Origin of the sequence: Pseudodesulfovibrio mercurii (assembly GCF_000189295.2) — a bacterium.
Classification (GTDB): domain Bacteria; phylum Desulfobacterota; class Desulfovibrionia; order Desulfovibrionales; family Desulfovibrionaceae; genus Pseudodesulfovibrio; species Pseudodesulfovibrio mercurii.
Window position 1 is genome coordinate 2,166,859 of the sequence record NC_016803.1, and the last position, 16,524, is coordinate 2,183,382.

At 67.2% G+C, this 16,524-nt stretch carries 16 protein-coding genes; 6 read left to right on the forward strand and 10 right to left on the reverse strand.

Annotated features, from left to right (window positions below; all coding sequences use genetic code 11):
• Positions 1-282: 282 nt before the first annotated feature.
• On the forward strand, positions 283-2,367 hold the full coding sequence (locus DND132_RS09785; RefSeq protein ID WP_014322573.1) for a PP2C family protein-serine/threonine phosphatase: 2,085 nt from the start codon (positions 283-285) through the stop codon (positions 2,365-2,367).
• A 247-nt stretch (positions 2,368-2,614) separates the two neighbouring features.
• Here DND132_RS09785 and DND132_RS18850 read toward each other — a convergent pair whose 3' ends face one another.
• Positions 2,615-3,172: a hypothetical protein gene (locus DND132_RS18850; protein ID WP_014322574.1), complete on the reverse strand. Its 558-nt coding sequence runs from the start codon at positions 3,170-3,172 to the stop codon at positions 2,615-2,617.
• A gap of 307 nt (positions 3,173-3,479) precedes the next feature.
• Between DND132_RS18850 and DND132_RS09795 the strand changes: the two genes are divergently transcribed.
• From DND132_RS09795 to DND132_RS09815, 5 genes are all read left to right on the forward strand, one after another.
• Positions 3,480-4,763 (forward strand): hypothetical protein, encoded by a 1,284-nt coding sequence (locus DND132_RS09795; RefSeq protein WP_041915765.1) that lies wholly within the window; start codon positions 3,480-3,482, stop codon positions 4,761-4,763.
• Between the two features lie 13 nt (positions 4,764-4,776).
• Positions 4,777-5,961 (forward strand): THUMP domain-containing class I SAM-dependent RNA methyltransferase, encoded by a 1,185-nt coding sequence (locus DND132_RS09800; RefSeq protein WP_014322576.1) that lies wholly within the window; start codon positions 4,777-4,779, stop codon positions 5,959-5,961.
• A gap of 117 nt (positions 5,962-6,078) precedes the next feature.
• A complete protein-coding gene (locus tag DND132_RS09805; RefSeq protein ID WP_014322577.1) occupies positions 6,079-6,963 on the forward strand; it encodes a DMT family transporter in 885 nt (294 codons plus the stop codon).
• Between the two features lie 80 nt (positions 6,964-7,043).
• Positions 7,044-7,253, forward strand: coding sequence for a SlyX family protein (locus tag DND132_RS09810; protein ID WP_014322578.1), 210 nt, complete (start codon positions 7,044-7,046; stop codon positions 7,251-7,253).
• Between the two features lie 4 nt (positions 7,254-7,257).
• Positions 7,258-7,767, forward strand: coding sequence for a cupin domain-containing protein (locus tag DND132_RS09815; protein WP_014322579.1), 510 nt, complete (start codon positions 7,258-7,260; stop codon positions 7,765-7,767).
• Between the two features lie 150 nt (positions 7,768-7,917).
• Here the strand turns inward: DND132_RS09815 and DND132_RS09820 are convergent, their stop codons facing one another.
• Genes DND132_RS09820 through DND132_RS09860 form a run of 9 tightly spaced genes read right to left on the reverse strand, consistent with a single transcriptional unit; the run spans position 7,918 to position 16,188 of the window.
• The gene (locus DND132_RS09820) at positions 7,918-8,352 is read right to left on the reverse strand and encodes a tail fiber assembly protein (RefSeq protein WP_014322580.1); all 435 of its coding nucleotides are present in this window, start codon (positions 8,350-8,352) and stop codon (positions 7,918-7,920) included.
• 12 nt (positions 8,353-8,364) lie between these two features.
• Positions 8,365-11,085 (reverse strand): DUF7483 domain-containing protein, encoded by a 2,721-nt coding sequence (locus DND132_RS09825; protein ID WP_014322581.1) that lies wholly within the window; start codon positions 11,083-11,085, stop codon positions 8,365-8,367.
• Positions 11,085-11,429 carry a hypothetical protein gene (locus tag DND132_RS09830; protein WP_014322582.1) on the reverse strand — a complete coding sequence of 115 codons (345 nt, stop codon included), beginning with the start codon at positions 11,427-11,429 and terminating at the stop codon, positions 11,085-11,087. The genes DND132_RS09825 and DND132_RS09830 overlap by 1 nt, the downstream gene beginning before the upstream one ends.
• Before the next feature lie 8 nt (positions 11,430-11,437).
• Positions 11,438-11,713 carry a hypothetical protein gene (locus tag DND132_RS09835; protein ID WP_014322583.1) on the reverse strand — a complete coding sequence of 92 codons (276 nt, stop codon included), beginning with the start codon at positions 11,711-11,713 and terminating at the stop codon, positions 11,438-11,440.
• A gap of 1 nt (position 11,714) precedes the next feature.
• Positions 11,715-12,131, reverse strand: coding sequence for a hypothetical protein (locus DND132_RS09840; RefSeq protein ID WP_014322584.1), 417 nt, complete (start codon positions 12,129-12,131; stop codon positions 11,715-11,717).
• 14 nt (positions 12,132-12,145) lie between these two features.
• A complete protein-coding gene (locus DND132_RS09845; protein ID WP_014322585.1) occupies positions 12,146-12,577 on the reverse strand; it encodes a hypothetical protein in 432 nt (143 codons plus the stop codon).
• Positions 12,578-12,579: 2 nt separating this feature from the next.
• Entirely contained in the window at positions 12,580-13,575 is a 996-nt protein-coding gene (locus DND132_RS09850; protein WP_014322586.1) for a hypothetical protein, read from the reverse strand.
• Positions 13,572-14,045 carry a hypothetical protein gene (locus DND132_RS09855; protein WP_014322587.1) on the reverse strand — a complete coding sequence of 158 codons (474 nt, stop codon included), beginning with the start codon at positions 14,043-14,045 and terminating at the stop codon, positions 13,572-13,574. The genes DND132_RS09850 and DND132_RS09855 overlap by 4 nt, the downstream gene beginning before the upstream one ends.
• 46 nt (positions 14,046-14,091) lie before the next feature.
• Complete coding sequence (locus DND132_RS09860) at positions 14,092-16,188, reverse strand: phage tail protein (protein ID WP_014322588.1); 2,097 nt, start codon at positions 16,186-16,188, stop codon at positions 14,092-14,094.
• Positions 16,189-16,524: the final 336 nt, after the last annotated feature.

A 16,524-nucleotide genomic window follows, 5' to 3' on the forward strand; every position in this document is an offset into this window, starting at 1 on the left:
TTAACAAATGTTAACAATACGCGTGCCAATGTTGTGTTTCGCTGTAATTTCAATGTACTTTCATTTAACTCAGAATAATTCCATACCGTGAAGGTCCAGAATTGCACATTCCATTGCACGCATTGTGCAACATGATGTGCAAAAAACTGCAAAGTCGAGGACTGTTCCTGATCATATAAAATGGACAAAAGTATAATATTATAATTCGCACAATTGAAGGTTCTTGTCAGAAAGTGGAACGGAAGCTGCTTGGGACGGGCAAGTCATCATGTGTGAGGTTGCATGCGCATTCAGTTCAAGTTGTTGATTCTTCTTATGTCCATTTCTCTGATCCCCTTGCTGGTGGTCCGGACGACCATCCGGCGCGACCTGACGAAGCTGGGAGAGAATCTGGCCGAAAGGAGTGAAAATACCCTGGTGCACAAGGCGAGCACCGGGTTGCAGCGCATTGTCGAGGACCACGCCCGGGTGCTCAAGCGTGAGCGGCAGTTGCTGGAGGCGACGGCCATGCTGCTGGCTTCCCGGATCGAAGGCGTGCTGTCCGGCCACTCGCACATGCCGGAGCAGGGCGACTTCATCCCTCCGGACGTCTCGCTGGACGAGCTGGGCGCCGCCTATTTCCGCATGCATATGGGGGGCGGACAACAACTCCTCAAGGTCGATTTTTCCCGTGTCGGGGTTCGCGGAGAACTGCCTGGTTTTGTACTGGAGAGGCTGGCGCCGCTGATCGGTACGGTGAAGTTGGAATATCCCGACCTCGTTCTCTGGACGCTGGTCGATCTGAGAGGAGGCTCGCATATCGTCTATCCCCGTGTGGACAGCACCATGCACGGCATGCGGGGCATGACTGGGCCGATGGACGCTCCGGCTCCGTTGCGTGATTCCCTGACCTGGACACTGCCCAAGGTGGACCCCATGACGGGACGAATGGCCTTTGAGGTCGTCGCCCCCATTCGCACGGCCCATGGCGAACTGCAGGGCAACCTGACCCTGGTCGTACCGGTGGACTCCATATTGAAGGAAAACCAGCATATCGGCATGTTCTCGACCCAGGCCGAATCAATGCTGGTCCGTCCGGAAAAGAATGCCGAAACCGGCGCCGTCCGGGTGCGGGTCGTGGCAAGCGAACGCAAGAGGACGGACGCTCCCGGTCATTGGTGGGCCCCGCAGGAAAATGTATGGCTTATGTCCGACGACAAGATGCAGTTCGACATCATGACCTCCCGGATCGTGGCGTCCAGGCCGGGGGTGGTCGGCATGTCGTTCAACGGCCGAAGCGCTCTCTGGGCCTTTGCGCCCATTGATGAACGGGGGTCGGTCCTGCTTTTGATCGTGCCCAAATCCGATATCGTCAGGGACGCCCAGGCCGCCCGAGACTACGTCGAGACCCAGGTAGAGCGGCACAGCAACACCATCGGTTACGTCGTGCTTCTCGCCGCGGTGTCGGCTCTCATTCTATCGCTCCTGCTCTCCCGAGTACTTACACGGAACATCAGCGCATTGGCCGACGCCGTCAGGAGCGTCGCCAAGGGAAATTTCGACGTGCGCACGGCGATCCGGTCCAGGGACGAAGTGGGGCAACTGGGCTTGGCCTTTAACAGGATGATCCCGGAGCTCAAGGAACGGGTCAACCTGAAGAACGCTCTCGAAGTCGCGCAGGAGGTGCAGCAGAGCCTGCTCCCCTCGGAGTCTCCGGCGTTCCCCGGAGTCGATGTCGCGGCCACCAGCTCCTATTGTGACGAGACCGGCGGCGACTATTACGGCTTCATACCCCGATCCACCGATGCCGGCGACGGCCTGGTCGTGGCCGTGGGCGACGTCAGCGGCCACGGCATGCAGGCCGCGTTGCTCATGGCCTCCGTCCGCGCCTATCTGCGCAGCCAACTCCACGGGGGAGCCGGCCTGGACGAGGCCGTAACCCGCGTCAACGAGTTGATCTCGGACGATGTGGAGGGGACCGGCCGGTTCATGACCCTTTTTCTGCTGGAGTTGGTCAACGGGGGAGCGCGATGGGTTCGAGCCGGGCACGACCCCGCCATGCTCTATGATCCCGAAACCGATGCGTTCGAAGACCTGCAGGGCGACGGCCTGCCCCTGGGGGTCACGCACGACGTCACATTCGAGGTGGGCAGCCGGGAAGATCTCAGGCCCGGCCAATGCATCGTCATCGGTACGGACGGCATCTGGGAGATGCAGTCCGAGTCCGGAGAGATGTTCGGCAAGGAACGGCTGAAGGAAGTCATCCGGCAGGGAGTCGGCGACACCTCGGCCCAACTGATCGGGCGGCTTGTCGAGGCCCTGGATGCCTTTCGCGGAAACGCCGGTCAGTTGGACGACATGACCATCGCGGTAGTGAAGATATCGTAGGTCCGGAGTCCGAGTGTACGGTCCGGGGTGGAGTGGCGCGGCCTCCCCCACCCCTCTTCATCCGCACGTCACCCCGCGTCCGCACGCCCCCGCCGAAGGCACACAAAAAGTTTGGGAGCGTCCAGAGAACCCTTTCCAAAGGGTTCTTTGGTCCCCCCGAAGGGGCCGCCGGAGGCATTCCCCGCTCACGCCCGCCCGGCGAGGGCCCGCCGGAGGCATCCCCCGGCCACCCGTCGGCCCGGCGGGATCAATCCAGCGAGACGTGGGGGCTGGTGGCCTGGACGAGGTCGAGGCCGGCGGTCCGGGGGGGCTGGTTGAGGGTCAGGGTCTGGCGTCGGGGCTGGGTGGCCTGGAGGAAGGCCATGCGGCGCAGTTCGAGGCGCTCGAACCGGGTCCGGCGTTGGCCGAGGAGGTTTTCGATGCGTTTGCGGCGGGCCTGTTCGGACAGGCCCGGGTCCTGGTCGGCGGGCGATTCGGGGGTTGCGGCCTCGGCGACCTGGACGGGCTGGGGTCCGGCGGGTTCGGCCTGGAGGTAGTCGGGCAGCTCGAAGGCCTCGCCGCTGACCATGGCGTTGTACTTGGCCTCGAGGACCTGGTCGGGGGTCTTGTCGTTGGCCGCGTATTCGTAGGTGTATTCGCCGATGGTGTAGGCGGTGGACACGTATTGCAGGGGCGTGAACGCCACCCCGCCCACGCTCAGGAGCGGGGCGACCACGGCGCAACCGGACAGCGGTCCGGCCGCGAACAGCACGAGGAACGCGTACAGGACCGTTTTGACGGACAGGGTCTGTGCAACCGATTTCATGGACTCTCCAGTCACTGCGAACTGTCCACGCATGCCCCCCCAGGCTTGGCAACACGGCGCAAGCATACAGCATTTCTCGACGCCGGACAATATTTGCAAAATATTTTAGCCGGTTGCCGCATGCCGCTTTGCCTGCGCAAAATATCTTAATAATATCGAGAAATTATCTAGACTTTTTAGGCCGACGAAAAGGCCGGTTTTTGTCCGGGCGCGAAAAAAATGTGGCCCGGAATCATTGAAAAAACTGCGCGGCAAGGGGCACGGCCGCCTTTACCTGGGCTGTCCAAAGAGGTAATTGACGGTGCGTATGGAACAGGAACAGCCCAAGAAACGGACCCGGTCCAGGCTGGCGGCTCTGCCCCTGGCCGTGGCCTGTGCGGCGGTGCCCGTGGGGACGCTGCTGTCGAGGTTCGCCGGGCCGGGGCCGGAGAGTTCGCCGTTCCTGCCCTGGGTCATCCTGGCGGCCCTGGGCACGGTGCACGCCATATTGTTCCGGCGGTCCGGGCAGCGGCTGCGGGCCCGCTTCTTCGCCGAGCTGTGCATGTTCGCCGCGCTGTCGGCCGTGGTCGTCCTCTACCACCGCGACATCCTGTATCAATTGGAGAATTTCACGCCCATCGTGCCCGAACTGGTCCCGGTGATCATGCTCGGCTTCTGCGGGCTGTGGGTCCTGACCTTCGGCCAGCCCGACCGGGCGGCCTTCCAGCGCTGGGGCTCGGTCCTCGGGCTGCTCTGCGTGGCGGACCTGGCCGTGGAGGTGTTCATCTACCGGGCCGCGCCGTCGGTGCGCTGGATCGGGGACGCGGACCTGCTGGCCGGGCTGCTGCTGGTCTGCCTGTGCGCCTCGCTCAGGCCGGGTCCGGCCGAGGGCGGGCTGTACGAGCCGGACCAGGGCAAGCGCATCTACCGGGTGCTGATCCTGGCCGGGCTGCTGGCCACCCTGTCGCGCACCGGGCTGTTCGCGGCCGGGTGGATCTACCTCTGTTTCGGCCGGGGCGGACGGTGGTTCCGCACCGGGGTGTTCATGGCCTGCCTCGCGGGTCTGGCCGTGAGCTTCCGGCTGCCGTTCACGCCCTCGGACCTGGGCCGGTACGTGGACTACTGGCTGTGGGCCAAGTCCCTGGCCCTGTTCTCGCGCGAACCCGGTCTGCTCATTGCCGGGCTGCCCCTGGACCAGGCCCTGCCCTTCACCTTCCCGCCCGACATGGCCCCCATCTGGGAGCGGGTCACGGGCACGCCCACCCTGTTCGGCGCGTATCTGAGCCAGGTGCAGTCCTTCTGGCTGCGCTTCCTCCTGGGCTGGGGGGCAATCCTGCCCGTGGCCTGCCTGGTCGCGCTCTTCGTCCTGGTCTTCCGGCGGCTGACGCGCATGGGCGCGAGCCTGGCCGCCGCCCTGTTCATCCAGGGCATGTCCACGCCGCTCCTGTACGAACCGTCCACCGGGGCCATGGCCGGGCTGGGCCTGTTCCTGGCCCTGTCCGTGTACCGGGCCGCGCCCCTGGCCGGGCCGGACGGGACGCGATCCCCCGACCCGACCGACGCCCGCCCCGAAGACGATCTGGTTCGCGAGTGGGACCTGAAACCGCTCTAGCCCCGAGGCATCCATGACGAAATTTTCCGACACGGCCCCGATCCTGGTCACCTGCCCCAGGGACATGCCCGAGTACCTGCACGGCGAGCTGACCGGGCTGGGCTTCTCCCAGGCCACGCCCCTGGACGCGGGCGTGGAGGTGCGCGGCTCGCTGAACGACTGCATGCGCCTGAACCTGTGGGTGCGCACGGGCCACCGGGTGCTCTTCGAGCTGAAGCGGTTCCGGGCCTTTGACGCGGACGAGCTGTACCGCGAGGTCAAGGCCATTCCCTGGGAAGCGTACATCCCGGCGGACGGGTATTTCCGGGTGGACGCGTCCATCCGCGACACCACGGTCAACGACGCGCGCTTCGCCGGGCTGCGGGTCAAGGACGCGGTGGCCGACCGCTTCACCGAGCGCACCGGGTCGCGGCCGGACTCCGGGCCGGAGACCAGCGGGGTCTGCCTGTTCCTGCACTGGCGCGAGAACCGGGCGACCCTGTACCTGGACACCACGGGCGAGCCGCTGCCCCGGCGCGGCTACCGCAAGCGGCCGCACAAGGCCCCCATGCAGGAGACCCTGGCCGCGGCCTGCATCCTGGCCGCGAACTGGCCCGAGCTGGCCCGTCAGGGCGGCCACTTCATCGCGCCCATGTGCGGGTCCGGGACCCTGGCCATCGAGGCCGCGCTCATGGCCATGAACGGCGCGCCCGGCCTGCTGCGCGACGACTTCGCCTTCACGCACGTGGTCGGCTACGACCCGGACGCCTGGGACGACCTGCTCGGCGCGGCCGAGGACGCGGAGGTCCCGGAGATCAAGGGACGGATCATCGCCACGGACCACGACCCGGCGGCCATCGAGGCGGCCCGCGACAACGCCCGGCTGGCCGGGGTGGGCGACTTCATCGAGTTCGCGGTCTGCGACTTCACCCGGACCGAAGTACCCGAGGGACCGGGCGTGGTCATGCTCAACCCGGAGTACGGCAAGCGGCTGGGCGACCAGGCCGAACTCAAGGCCGTCTACCGGGCCATCGGCGATTTCTTCAAGCAGCGCTGCGGCGGCAAGTCCGGGTTCATCTTCACCGGCAACATGGACCTGGCCAAGTGCGTGGGCTTGCGCACCAAGCGCCGCCGCGTCTTCTGGAACGCCAAGATCGAGTGCCGCCTGCTCGAATACGAGCTGTACGCCGGGACGCGCAAGGGCGACGGCCAGGACTAGCCGGTCCCCGCGACGGACGCGACACCTCCGCCATCGTCCCTCCCGAGGACGGGGTTCGGGAAAAACAGGGGCCGGGGGGTGGATAATTCGGGGGTTCGCGCGTATATCCTGCCGACCATGAAGGAATCCCCGACCTACACCTACGTCCTGCTGGTCGTCAGCATGATGCTCTGGGGCGGCACCTGGGTGGCCGGGCGCGTCCTGGCCCAGTCCGTGCACCCCATGACCGCGGCCCTGCTGCGCTTCGGCCTGGCCTCGATCATCCTGCTGTACATGTGCCGACGGGCCGAGGGGCGCTGGCCGCGGCTCCGGCGCGACCAGATCCTGCCCGTGACCTTCCTCGGGGCCACCGGGGTCTTCGCCTACAGCTATTTCTTCTTCACCGGCCTGCAAAGCATCCCCGCCGGGCGGGCCGCCCTGATCGTGGCCTGCACCCCGGTGTGCATCGCCCTGATCTCGGCCCTGTTCTGCGGCGAGAGGTTCGGGCCTTTGCGCATCCTCGGGGCCCTCGTCTCCCTGGTGGGCGTGTCCGTGGTCATCGCCGACGGCAATCCCCTGGCCCTGCTGTCCGGGGGCGTCAGCCGGGGCGACTTCATGATCCTCGGCTGCGTGGCCAGCTGGACCGCCTACACCATGGGCGGGCGCGCGGTCATGAAGCGGCTGCCCCCGCTCTCGTCCGTGGCCTGGTCGAGCTTCACCGGGACCCTCATGCTCCTGCCCGCCGCCCTGGCCCAGGGGCTCATCGCGGACCTCGGCCGCGTCCGGCCCGTGGACTGGGGATGCGTGGTCTTCCTCGGCTTCCTGGCCACGGCCCTGGCCTATTACTGGTACTACCGGGCCATCAGCGTCATCGGCGCGTCCAGGGCGGGCATCTTCATCAACATGGTCCCGGCCTTCGCCGTGCTGACCGGCTTCCTGGTCCTGGGCGAACCCGTGCATCTCTCCCTGGGCGTGGGCGGGGCCATGGTCATCACCGGCGTGTACCTGACCAACCGGGCCTGATCCCCGGGCCCGACCGGCCCCGCGCCCCGTTGCCAACACCGCGCCCATGGCGCATACTCGTCTTTCCCAAGGAGGACCGCATGGACGACAGGATAGAACGGCTGGAGAGCCTCATCGCCCTCCAGGACCGGACCATGGAGAAACTGAGCGACCAGCTCTTCGACCAGCAGAAGCAGATCGATGACCTGACCCGGCTCGTGGAGCGGCTGGCCCGCAAGGTCCGGGCCATGGACGAGGAGATGGAACACGCCGGACCGGTGGACGTGCCGCCGCCGCACTACAACGGCTAGCCCCATGTCACCCACCGCCAGGGAAATCATCGAGTGCCTGGGCCTGACGCCCCACCCCGAGGAGGGCGGCTGGTTCCGGGAGACCCACCGGGCCGACGAGACCCTTCCCCAAGAGGTCCTGCCCTCCCGCTACGACGGCCCCCGCCGCCACGGCACGGCCATCTACTACCTGCTCACCCCCGAGACGTACTCGCACATGCACCGCCTGCAATCCGACGAGACCTTCCACTTCTACGCGGGCGGGCCGTGCCGCATGCTCCAGCTCCACCCGGACGGGTCGGGCGAGACCCTGGTCCTGGGCAACGACGTCCTCGCCGGACAACGCCCGCAGATCACGGTCCCTCGCGGCTCCTGGCAGGGACTGCGTCTGCTGCCGGGCGCGGACTTCGCGCTCATGGGCTGCACCGTCTCCCCCGGCTTCGAATACGCGGACTACGCCCACGGCCTCCGGGCCGACCTGGCCGCGCGCTACCCGGACTTCCGGGATGAGATTCTTTTGCTGACCGCCCCTTAGGGGGAACAATCAGAAATTCATTGCCGCTGCGCGGCGATTGTCGGGCGACTTGATTCGCCACCGACGATCCGTCGTGGAAGGGGGTGCGCCCCCCGGAAGGGACGCACCCGGTCGAGGTGGGAAGATGGGGATGGCTGCGGGATTCGTTGCCTAGGCTCCGGGCATCTCGGGCCAGGTCACGACGGCCGGGAACCCGGCCTGCTGGGGCACGTCGCGCAGGGACTGGCGAACGGCCGCCCAGGCCGCCTTCTCCCCGTCGGTCAAGGGGGTGTCGGCCAGCTGGGTCCAGTCGCTCGCGACAAGCAGCCGGTCGCGCTCCATGCGCATCGCCTCGGCCTCGGCCGCGTCCCGGGCCGCCTCGTCCACCACGGCGCTGACCGCCGTCTCCCGGCAGACCAGGTCCTCGCCCTTGACCCACTCGGTCTGGTAGACGGTGAACGGCGCGCGCTTGAGGGGCATGGCCTCGTTGTAGCCCAGCTCGTCGCGCTGGGCCGGGGTCAGGTCCGCGAAGTCGCGGACGTAGCCGTCGTATTCGACGCGGGCCGGGGGCGTCCGCCGGATGGTTCCGTCATTGTATCTCCACATGATGATGCTCCTTTAATAACCGTTTCGGTATTTCTCGTTCCCGGCCACGGCGATGCCGACGTGCCGGTGGCCGCCCACATTGTAGCCGTTGGTCACGGACTGGATGATCTTGAACCCGTTGGACAGGAAGTCCATCTTGTCGTCCGCCGCTTCGGCACTGTACACGTCGGAGTTGACGTATTCGTCCACGGGGTTGCTCGCCGAGCGCACGGCCCAGTGCACGGGCCAATGGTACGCCCCGGCGGCGTCCTTGAGGAACAGGACCGCCTCGGGCGTCCCGCCCAGGTGGGCGACCGCGCCCCCGGCTCCGGTGGTGCCGGACCCGGTGTAGTCGATCTCCCGGTACACTCCCGCGTCCGCCCAGACCCACATCTGGTAGGCGTCCCCGCTCGCGTTGAGCGCGGCGTCGGTGGCCACGGTCACGCCCACGTCGGTGGGCGCGGTATCGTTCCAGCAGGTGGCGGAGGTGGTGGCCGCGTCGGTCGCCAGGGCGGCCAGGCTCGTGCCCCAGCCCAGGGCGTCGGTGTTGAACACCCACGGGTGGGCGGTCGCGTCGTTGGGCATGATCAGGACCGCGAAGGGGGCCGACCCCAGACCGTGGACCACGGTGCGCACCGCCCCGGTGCCGGTGTAGGTCACGATGTCGAAGCCGGATTTCGGGCCGACCCGGAGGACCTCCACGGCATAGGTGTCCCCGTCCGTGAGCAGGTCCGCCGGAATGGTGATGACGCCGCCGGACGCGGACAGGGGGGTGGTCAGTGCGACCCTCGGGGCGCCGCTCGCCGAGGCATAGGCGTCGTTCGAGTACCCGAGCCCCGCGACCGTGGAGATGTACCGCCAGTTCTCGTCGGCATCCAGGTTCTTGAGGCGCAGGCCCCAATCCGTGTGCTCCGCGTCCCAGCCAACGGTGATGGCCCGGGGTGCTCCGGCCGGGGCCGTGAACGTGGTCACGAGCACATGGGCCGACGTGTCGAGGACGGCGGGCTCGGGTCTGCTGGCGTCGCACAGCGGGAGGAACCCGTCCGGCGGGGCGTACGCATACCCGTGCTGCCCGAAGTCCACCGACACGTAGCCGCCGTTGTATTCGCCCACCCCGGGAACCACCGACTGCGGGGCAAAGGTCAGGGTGGGATTTTCCCCGGTCGCTGGATTGCCGCCGAGGATCCACGCGCCGTTGTGGCGGACCCACATTTTCCCGGCCGACGGGTCCACGGCCACGCCGAAGACGTCGCCCGCGGCAAAGGGCCCGGCGTATCCGGTGTCGGTCCCGCCGACGCCCTCCGCGTATTTGAGGAACGAGGAGGCGCTCTGCACGCGGAACCCCCAGGACCCGGCGAAGTTGCCGACCACGTACCCGTATTCCTGCCCGGAGGCGGCGGCGGACGCCACCCCGAAGGTCTTGTACACTATGCCGAGGTTGGGGTCGCCCACCTCGAAGTAGAACGGGAAGTCGGCCGTCGCCGTACCGAAGACGCTTCGGTTGACCTCGCTAGGATAGCACCGGAAGGTCAGGTTCCCGTCGCTCAGGGTGCCTGTGGTGCTGCCGACGAATCCCCTGATGGGATTCAGGGTGGCGTGGTTGCTGGTCGGCGTGTCCACGGACTGACGGGCCCCGGTCAGGGTCCAGTCGTGGCCGTTGCCGGACGCGTCGTGGCCGAGATCGGCCGCGTCCGAGAAGTCCAGCAGGGTGTGGACGGCCAGGCCCTGCGCGATCAGCCACGCGGTGACGGACATGTCGATGCCCTCGACGCCGGACGTGACCACGGCCGCATTGGGGGCGTTGGCGTCGGCGGTCAGGGCGACGACGACGTCCGCCACGTCGAGGGTGACGACGGCGTCGTTGTTCCCGCCGGGCGCAACGTACTCGAACGCGCCGATGTCCCAGTTGCCGGACTCCCGGACGGCGCCCAGGATGTCGTCGGAGAAGGCCCACGTCCCGTCGGCGGCCAGGTCGGCCCCCGTGTCGCGGGCCACGGTGTCCGTGGCGTCCAGCGCGAAGTCGTCATTGTCGTAATCGGCGAAGACGATGCCGGTGGACGTGCTGTTGTTGCCGGACGCGGCATCGAGCGTCCCCGTGATCGGCGCGGAGCGGAAGATGCAGTTCTTGACCAGGGGGGTGCCGGAATCCGCCCGGAGGCCGTATCTGCAGTTGATGAACGTGCAGTTGTAGAGCGTGGCGTCGGACACGGTCTGCGTCCTGATGCCGGCGGTGTACGCGTTGGAACTTGCCGTGAAGTCATAGAAGATCGTGTTGGTCACTATGAACGAGGGCGTGGCGGTATCCTGCGATCCGTTGATGCCGCAGACCCCCGTGGAGTCGCCGCCCGGGCCTTTGAATATGCATTTGTCTATATATGTGGACGTGCTGCGCAGATATATGCCGTTGGAATACGATCCTCCGGTTTTATTGAACTGCAAACCGATAATATCCAGACAGCCGAGGCCCGCCTGGTCCGCCAGCAGCAGATTGCCGCTGTCGGAGGCGTAGGCGTAAGCCTCGTCGTACACACCCATATGCCGCTCGCCGTCGGCGGCCTGGATGACCAGCCTGTTGGCCGCATCGGTCGTCCAGGACGACAGGGTCACGGGTCCGAGATTGCCGCCGCCGTAACACTCGGCGACGTGCGTATTCCCCGCCCCGACCAGGTTGGCCGCCTCGGCGTAGTCCCACGCGGCGAGGCTGGTGTAGTCGCCCCCGCCCGCGGGCTTGATGGTTGTCGTGATGGTTGCCATTACACTCTGCTCCTCAGCAGGCCGTCCGCCGACAGGACCTCCCAGGACACGGACAGAAGCCGGTCGATGGTCTCCTGCGGAATCTGCGCCAGATCGATGTAATACCGCCGTTTGTAGAGCGTCTCCACCGACAGCGGATCGCCCGTGCCTTCATCCTGATACAGGTTGACCACGGGTTGGATCAGCTCCTCCCGCGACAGGGCTTCGGGCGCGGTCGTCACCAGGAAGGACGCCTTCCCGGCAAGGTGCTCCTCGTCCCCCCACGGGAAACCATCCGGTTTGACGTCGAGGACGTCCCCGGCCAGGTAGCCGTTGCGGGCCTCCATTGCGATCAGTAATTCCATGCTGCCTCCTAACTGGCCAACGCCATGGTTACGCGGTTGATCCGCTTGCCGTGCCTGCGCTCCCATTCCAGGCGGCGCACGCCGAAGCGGGCCCGCAGGATCAATGCGCCCTCCGTCAGGTAGGCGCGCTGGAAACAGCCGGACATGCCCATGACGTAGGCCGCCCCGCGCTTCAGGATGATGGTTGCCGCGACCTCGTAGGGATCGCCGTATTCCCGGTGGGCCGGACCGGCCCGCAGGACAAGCACGGTCCGGCAGTCGGTGACGGGTGTCAGCGTGACCATGTTAGACCACCCCGGCATTGCCGGCGGTCAGGGTGATGGACTGGATGTCCACGGCCACTGACGTCGCGAGATCGGCGTCTCCGATGATGATGTTCGCTCCGCTGCCGGTCTCTCCCACGGAGAGGTCCGCGATGAACGTGCCCGCGTTCGTGGTCAGCCTGGCCCAGGTGGCGGTCCCGGCGGTGGACGGCAGCACTGCGGCGGGAGCCGTGAGGGACAGGCTCGCGGCGGCGGCCGTTGCCTCCGCGCAGGGATAGGCCAGCGGGGCCGTGCACAACAGGTTCGTTGTCGCGCCGCCGTTGCTCGGCTGCGTGCCGTCGTAGAAGTTCAGCGCTCCGGCGGCCTCGTCGGCGTCGATCAGCTCGACGATCCGGTCCAGCAGGGCGTTCCGGACGGTGGTTGAAAATCCAACAGGCATATAATGCTCCTTATTTATAAAGTGGTTGGCACCCACAGCCCCGGAACGGGGGGGGATTGCCGATAGAATGTCGTATGGTCCAGCGCGGCTTCGACAATGACCAGCCGCGAGACGTATCCGTTCACAGCACCGGTGTATCGAATGAGCGTTTCGGTCAGCAGCTCGGCGTAGGTCGCGGCGGTGGTGGCGTGATTTCCCAACTCGACGTCCTGCTTCCAGACCGTGACGGTGTCCCCGGCCTTGCGAATTGTCAGCAGGTAGTGATGAGTCGGGTCGCACAGGGGGAAGGCGCTGTCAACCTCCGTGGGCTTCCAACCGAGCGCCATTGTCGCGTCGGCGGCCACCGCTCCGCTGGAGGAAAACCCGGATTCGCACAGGGCCGAATATCGTAAGGTCTCGGGATAAACCCCATTCCCTCCGACGCCCGATTCCTTGGGGGTCAGCATGGTCAGGCCTCCACATTTTGCAGGGACAAAATGGTTTTTCTCGCATTGTACTGTTCCACGACGATGCGGACCTCTCCGGCGTCGGGATCGGGGGACGGCAGTGAGCCGTCGCTCTTGTAGCTCGCGGCCAGGACCAGCCCGTGCCCGGCGGGATAGACGTGGAAGACGTAGGTCCCGTCGTAGGGCAGGGCCGCATCGGAGAAGGCGCTGTCCGCCGTCAGGGTCCAGACCACGTGGTTGCGGGCCACGGTGAGCCCGGACAGGTCGCTGCCCGCGTGGGCCTGGGGTTCGTCGCCGTACACGGCCCGCAACAGGCACGGCACGTCGCCCTTGAGGATGGCCGCGTCCGCGGGCTCCGCCCCGATGGCGGCCAGGGCCTCGGCCTCCTCCTCGCACCCGGCCACGGTCAGGCCGACCGCGCCGAAGCCGAGGTTGAACAGGGCCTCGGTGGGATTGTCCGCGTCGGTCCCGCCCTGGCTGATGGGCACGGGCGTGGTCACCAGGCCCAGGGCGACGACGTCCTTGTTGACCAGGTCGTCGCCGGTCCCGTTCCAGGCCAGCACGCGGTCCGCATCGGGTTCGGGCAGGTTCACCCCGGTCACGGCCGAGGAGACCCGGAAGGTCAGGGCCCGGTCCAGTTTCTCGGCCAGGGCCTGGCAGATCATGGTCAGCTTGTCCAGGGCGGCCTCGTGGGTGGCGGCCGGAAAGGCGTCGTTCTCCACGTAGTCCACCTCCTGGACCATGGCCGGTTCGCGGCGGATGACCAGGGTCTGGCCCGCCTCGGGCGGCAGGCCCATGGTCAGGGCGCCGCCGGTCTGCTCGCCGACGCCGGACAGGACGTAGTCGGTGCCCTCGGACTGGACCCACGCCACGTCCTCGGCATCGACGAGGAGCACGCGGATGTCCTCGTTGCGCAGGAACATGAACGGGATGGCGAAGGCGCTGGTGGAGCCGTTGCCGCCGTAGATGACCTTGGTTTCGGTTGAGGCGATGGTCATGCCCGGCTCCTCCCGTAGATCTTGGAGCCCAGGGACAGGATGGACCTGTCGGCCGAGCCGCCCTCGTTGATGCGCAGCATGTTCGCCTGGTTGCGGGCGGAGTTCAGGGCTGAACGGGCGTTCCGCTCGCCCTCGACGAGGACGTCCTCCTCGTCCTGGCGGTCCTTGAGCCGGTTCGCGTCCCGGACGAGCGCCGTGGACCCGGACATGGCCAGCCCCGAGCCGCCCCAGCGGGCGTTGTCCAGGGAGCGCGAGTGCTCCCGGTCCTCCCGAAGCCTGGCGGCGTCCTGTTCGGCCCGCCTTCGCAGGTCGTGGGCCGTGCCAGCGGCATCGGTCTCGATGAGCCCCGCGCGGGCCTCGGCCCTATCGGACGCACCCTTTTCGCTGTTGCGCTCGCCCAGGAAGTCGGTGACGTCGTCGAACAGGGAGAGTCCCTGTTGGAACATCTGGGGAGAAGCGGTGTTTCCCATGGTTATCCTCTCTTTATGGTTGGGGGTTTTCCCGGTTGTTCGTTGGTTATTCATTGATGACGAGCTCCGGAACGATCATGAGCACGGTCATGGGCAGGGGCTGCTCCTGCACGATGGTCAGCAGCCCGTCGCGGTCCCAGCCCTTGGGGAAATTGACGATCTTGTCCCCCCGGAACGGGCCGGGGGACTGGCCCATGGGCGTGGCCGGGGAGCGGAAGTAGACGGGTTCGAGCCGGGTCTCGTCCGGCCCGATGAGGCCGCCCAGAGTGTCGTGGAAGCGGGCGGCCACCTTGGTGATGCGCTTCCTCTTGGTCTGGGCCGTGCCCCGCTGGCTGCCCGCGTCCAGACGCATGGGCTGCAGCACGGAGCGGTAGGGCAGCCCGGCGTGGACCACCGAGGCGGGCCTGTCCAGGACCAGGGCGCCATCCGGGGACACGGTGCGGTCCGCCTGCACGGCCCCATCGGCCAGCACGGACACGGTCCGCCCGGCCAGGTGAGCCAGCCCGGACAGGCCGGACGCGGGCTCCCCCCGGTAGGTCAGGCCGCTGTCCACGAAAAAGGCGTCCTCCATGGTCCCCTCGAAGGGGCGCTCCAGGTACTCCACGTACCGGCGGGTCTCCCCGTTGACGGTGCGCAACACGGTGATCCACAGCTCGTCGCGCTTTTCCGCGTCGTTGTAGACCGAGGCCGCGCGCTCCACCACGCCGTCGGTGACGATGCGCGACCAGGCGGCCACCTCCTGGTCCGGCACGTAGGTCAGGGCCACCAGGATGCCGTCACCGCGCACCCCGTACAGGATGGAGTCCGGCTCCTGGACGTAGGCCAGCTGGGTCAGCCCGCCCTCGGTGATGTGCTCCGAGAGCAGGGTCAGGTCCTTGGACACGTAGGCGTCGGACTCGTAGCGGTAGGACATCTCGCGGATCTTGCGCCCGGCGCGCTGGACGTACAGGGCGGCGAAGCCCACGGCCTCGGGCCGGACGCCGGACGCCCCGCCGGTGCCCTCCTGGGCGGCCTTGACGTTGGACGGGGTGAGCGGGTCGCTGGACGAGGCGCTCAGGGTCCATTCGCCGCCCGCCGTGCCGATCCACAGGGCGCGGCGCGGAACGATGAATTCGATGGCGTTGGCCTGGCGGCCGGACAGGGTGACCTCGATGGCGTCGTCCTCCAGCGGCTCCGCCCCGGCCGGGCCGTCGGTCCGGTCGCCCACCCCGAAGCAGTCCCAGGCCGCGTCGTCGAGCACGCCGTCCTCGTCCCATATGGCCTCGAGCTGGTTGGCGCCGGGCTCGGCCGCGAAGGTCAGCGTGACGTTGCTGTTGACGGTGGCGTAGTTCCCAGTCCCCTTGTAGCGATAGTACCGGGTGGAACCGTCCGGGTGCTGCCCCTTGAGGGCGTCCCGGGCCTCGAACCCGTTCCCGGCCAGAAGGAGCACGTTGTCCCCGGCCTTGCCGTCGCGCAGCCCGTCGCCGTTGGCGTCGGCGATCTCCAGGTCACGCCAGCCGTCCAGGGGCACCTCGCGGGTCCTCAGCCGGAAGTCGGAGAACTCCCCGGTGCGCGACAGCCACAGGGTGGCCGGGCGGGACCGCGTGGCGGCCAGGACAAGCCGCTGCTCGTAGAAGCACACGGCCGAGGGATAGTCGTTCTCCCCCCAGGCCTCGGGCTGTCCCAGGAAGGTCATCTCCTCCAGGGTCCAGTCGTCGTGGTCCACGCGGACCATCTCGCGCACCGGGTGGTCCGGGTGGACCAGGATGAGCGAACCGGCAGACTGGGCGTAGTCCAGCTCGTCGAACTCGTCGGCCGTGTAGGGGATGTCCCGGACGTAGGGCGCGCCGTCGGACAGGACCAGGCCGTGGCCGGAAAAGACGCGCATGCGCCCCTGCCCGGCCGCGTCCTCGGCGAACTCCAGCACGTAGGTCTGCCCCGCGCTGTACTCGAAGGGGATGAGCAGGACCGGCTTGGCCTGGCCCAGGGACTCGGCCACGAACCGGAACCCGGCCCGCCGCGAGGTCCCGCCATGGGGATGGACGTGGAAATTCAGCAGGGTGCGGCACCCGTTGAAGTACTTGGAGAGGTCGGTCCTCCCCTCCAGCCTCGGCGATATCTCGCCCGCCGTGAAATTGGTGATCGCTGGGGTGGCTATGCTCATGTCTGCTCGGCTCCTTGGTTTTCGGGGACGCGCCCCGGGCTTGCGAAGGAGCATAGCCCCGGGTTTTCGGCCGGGAGGCGATCGGGTACCGAGCGGAGCCGGGAGGTATGAAAAAACGGCTTGACGGACGTTTCGGGCCGGGATGCCCCCGCCGTCCGCGAGCCGGTTTCACCTTGTCCTGCGAATCAAGGATGTTGCGTACAAAGAAAATACGGCGGCCGAGGGGCGCGAAACACCCTCCGGGGAAGAATGGCATCTGATCGGGCAGTAAACGACAAGCAAAAGCGGACAGGGGGTTGTTCGCCCCGGACCGGACCGGACCGGGCGGGACACGGT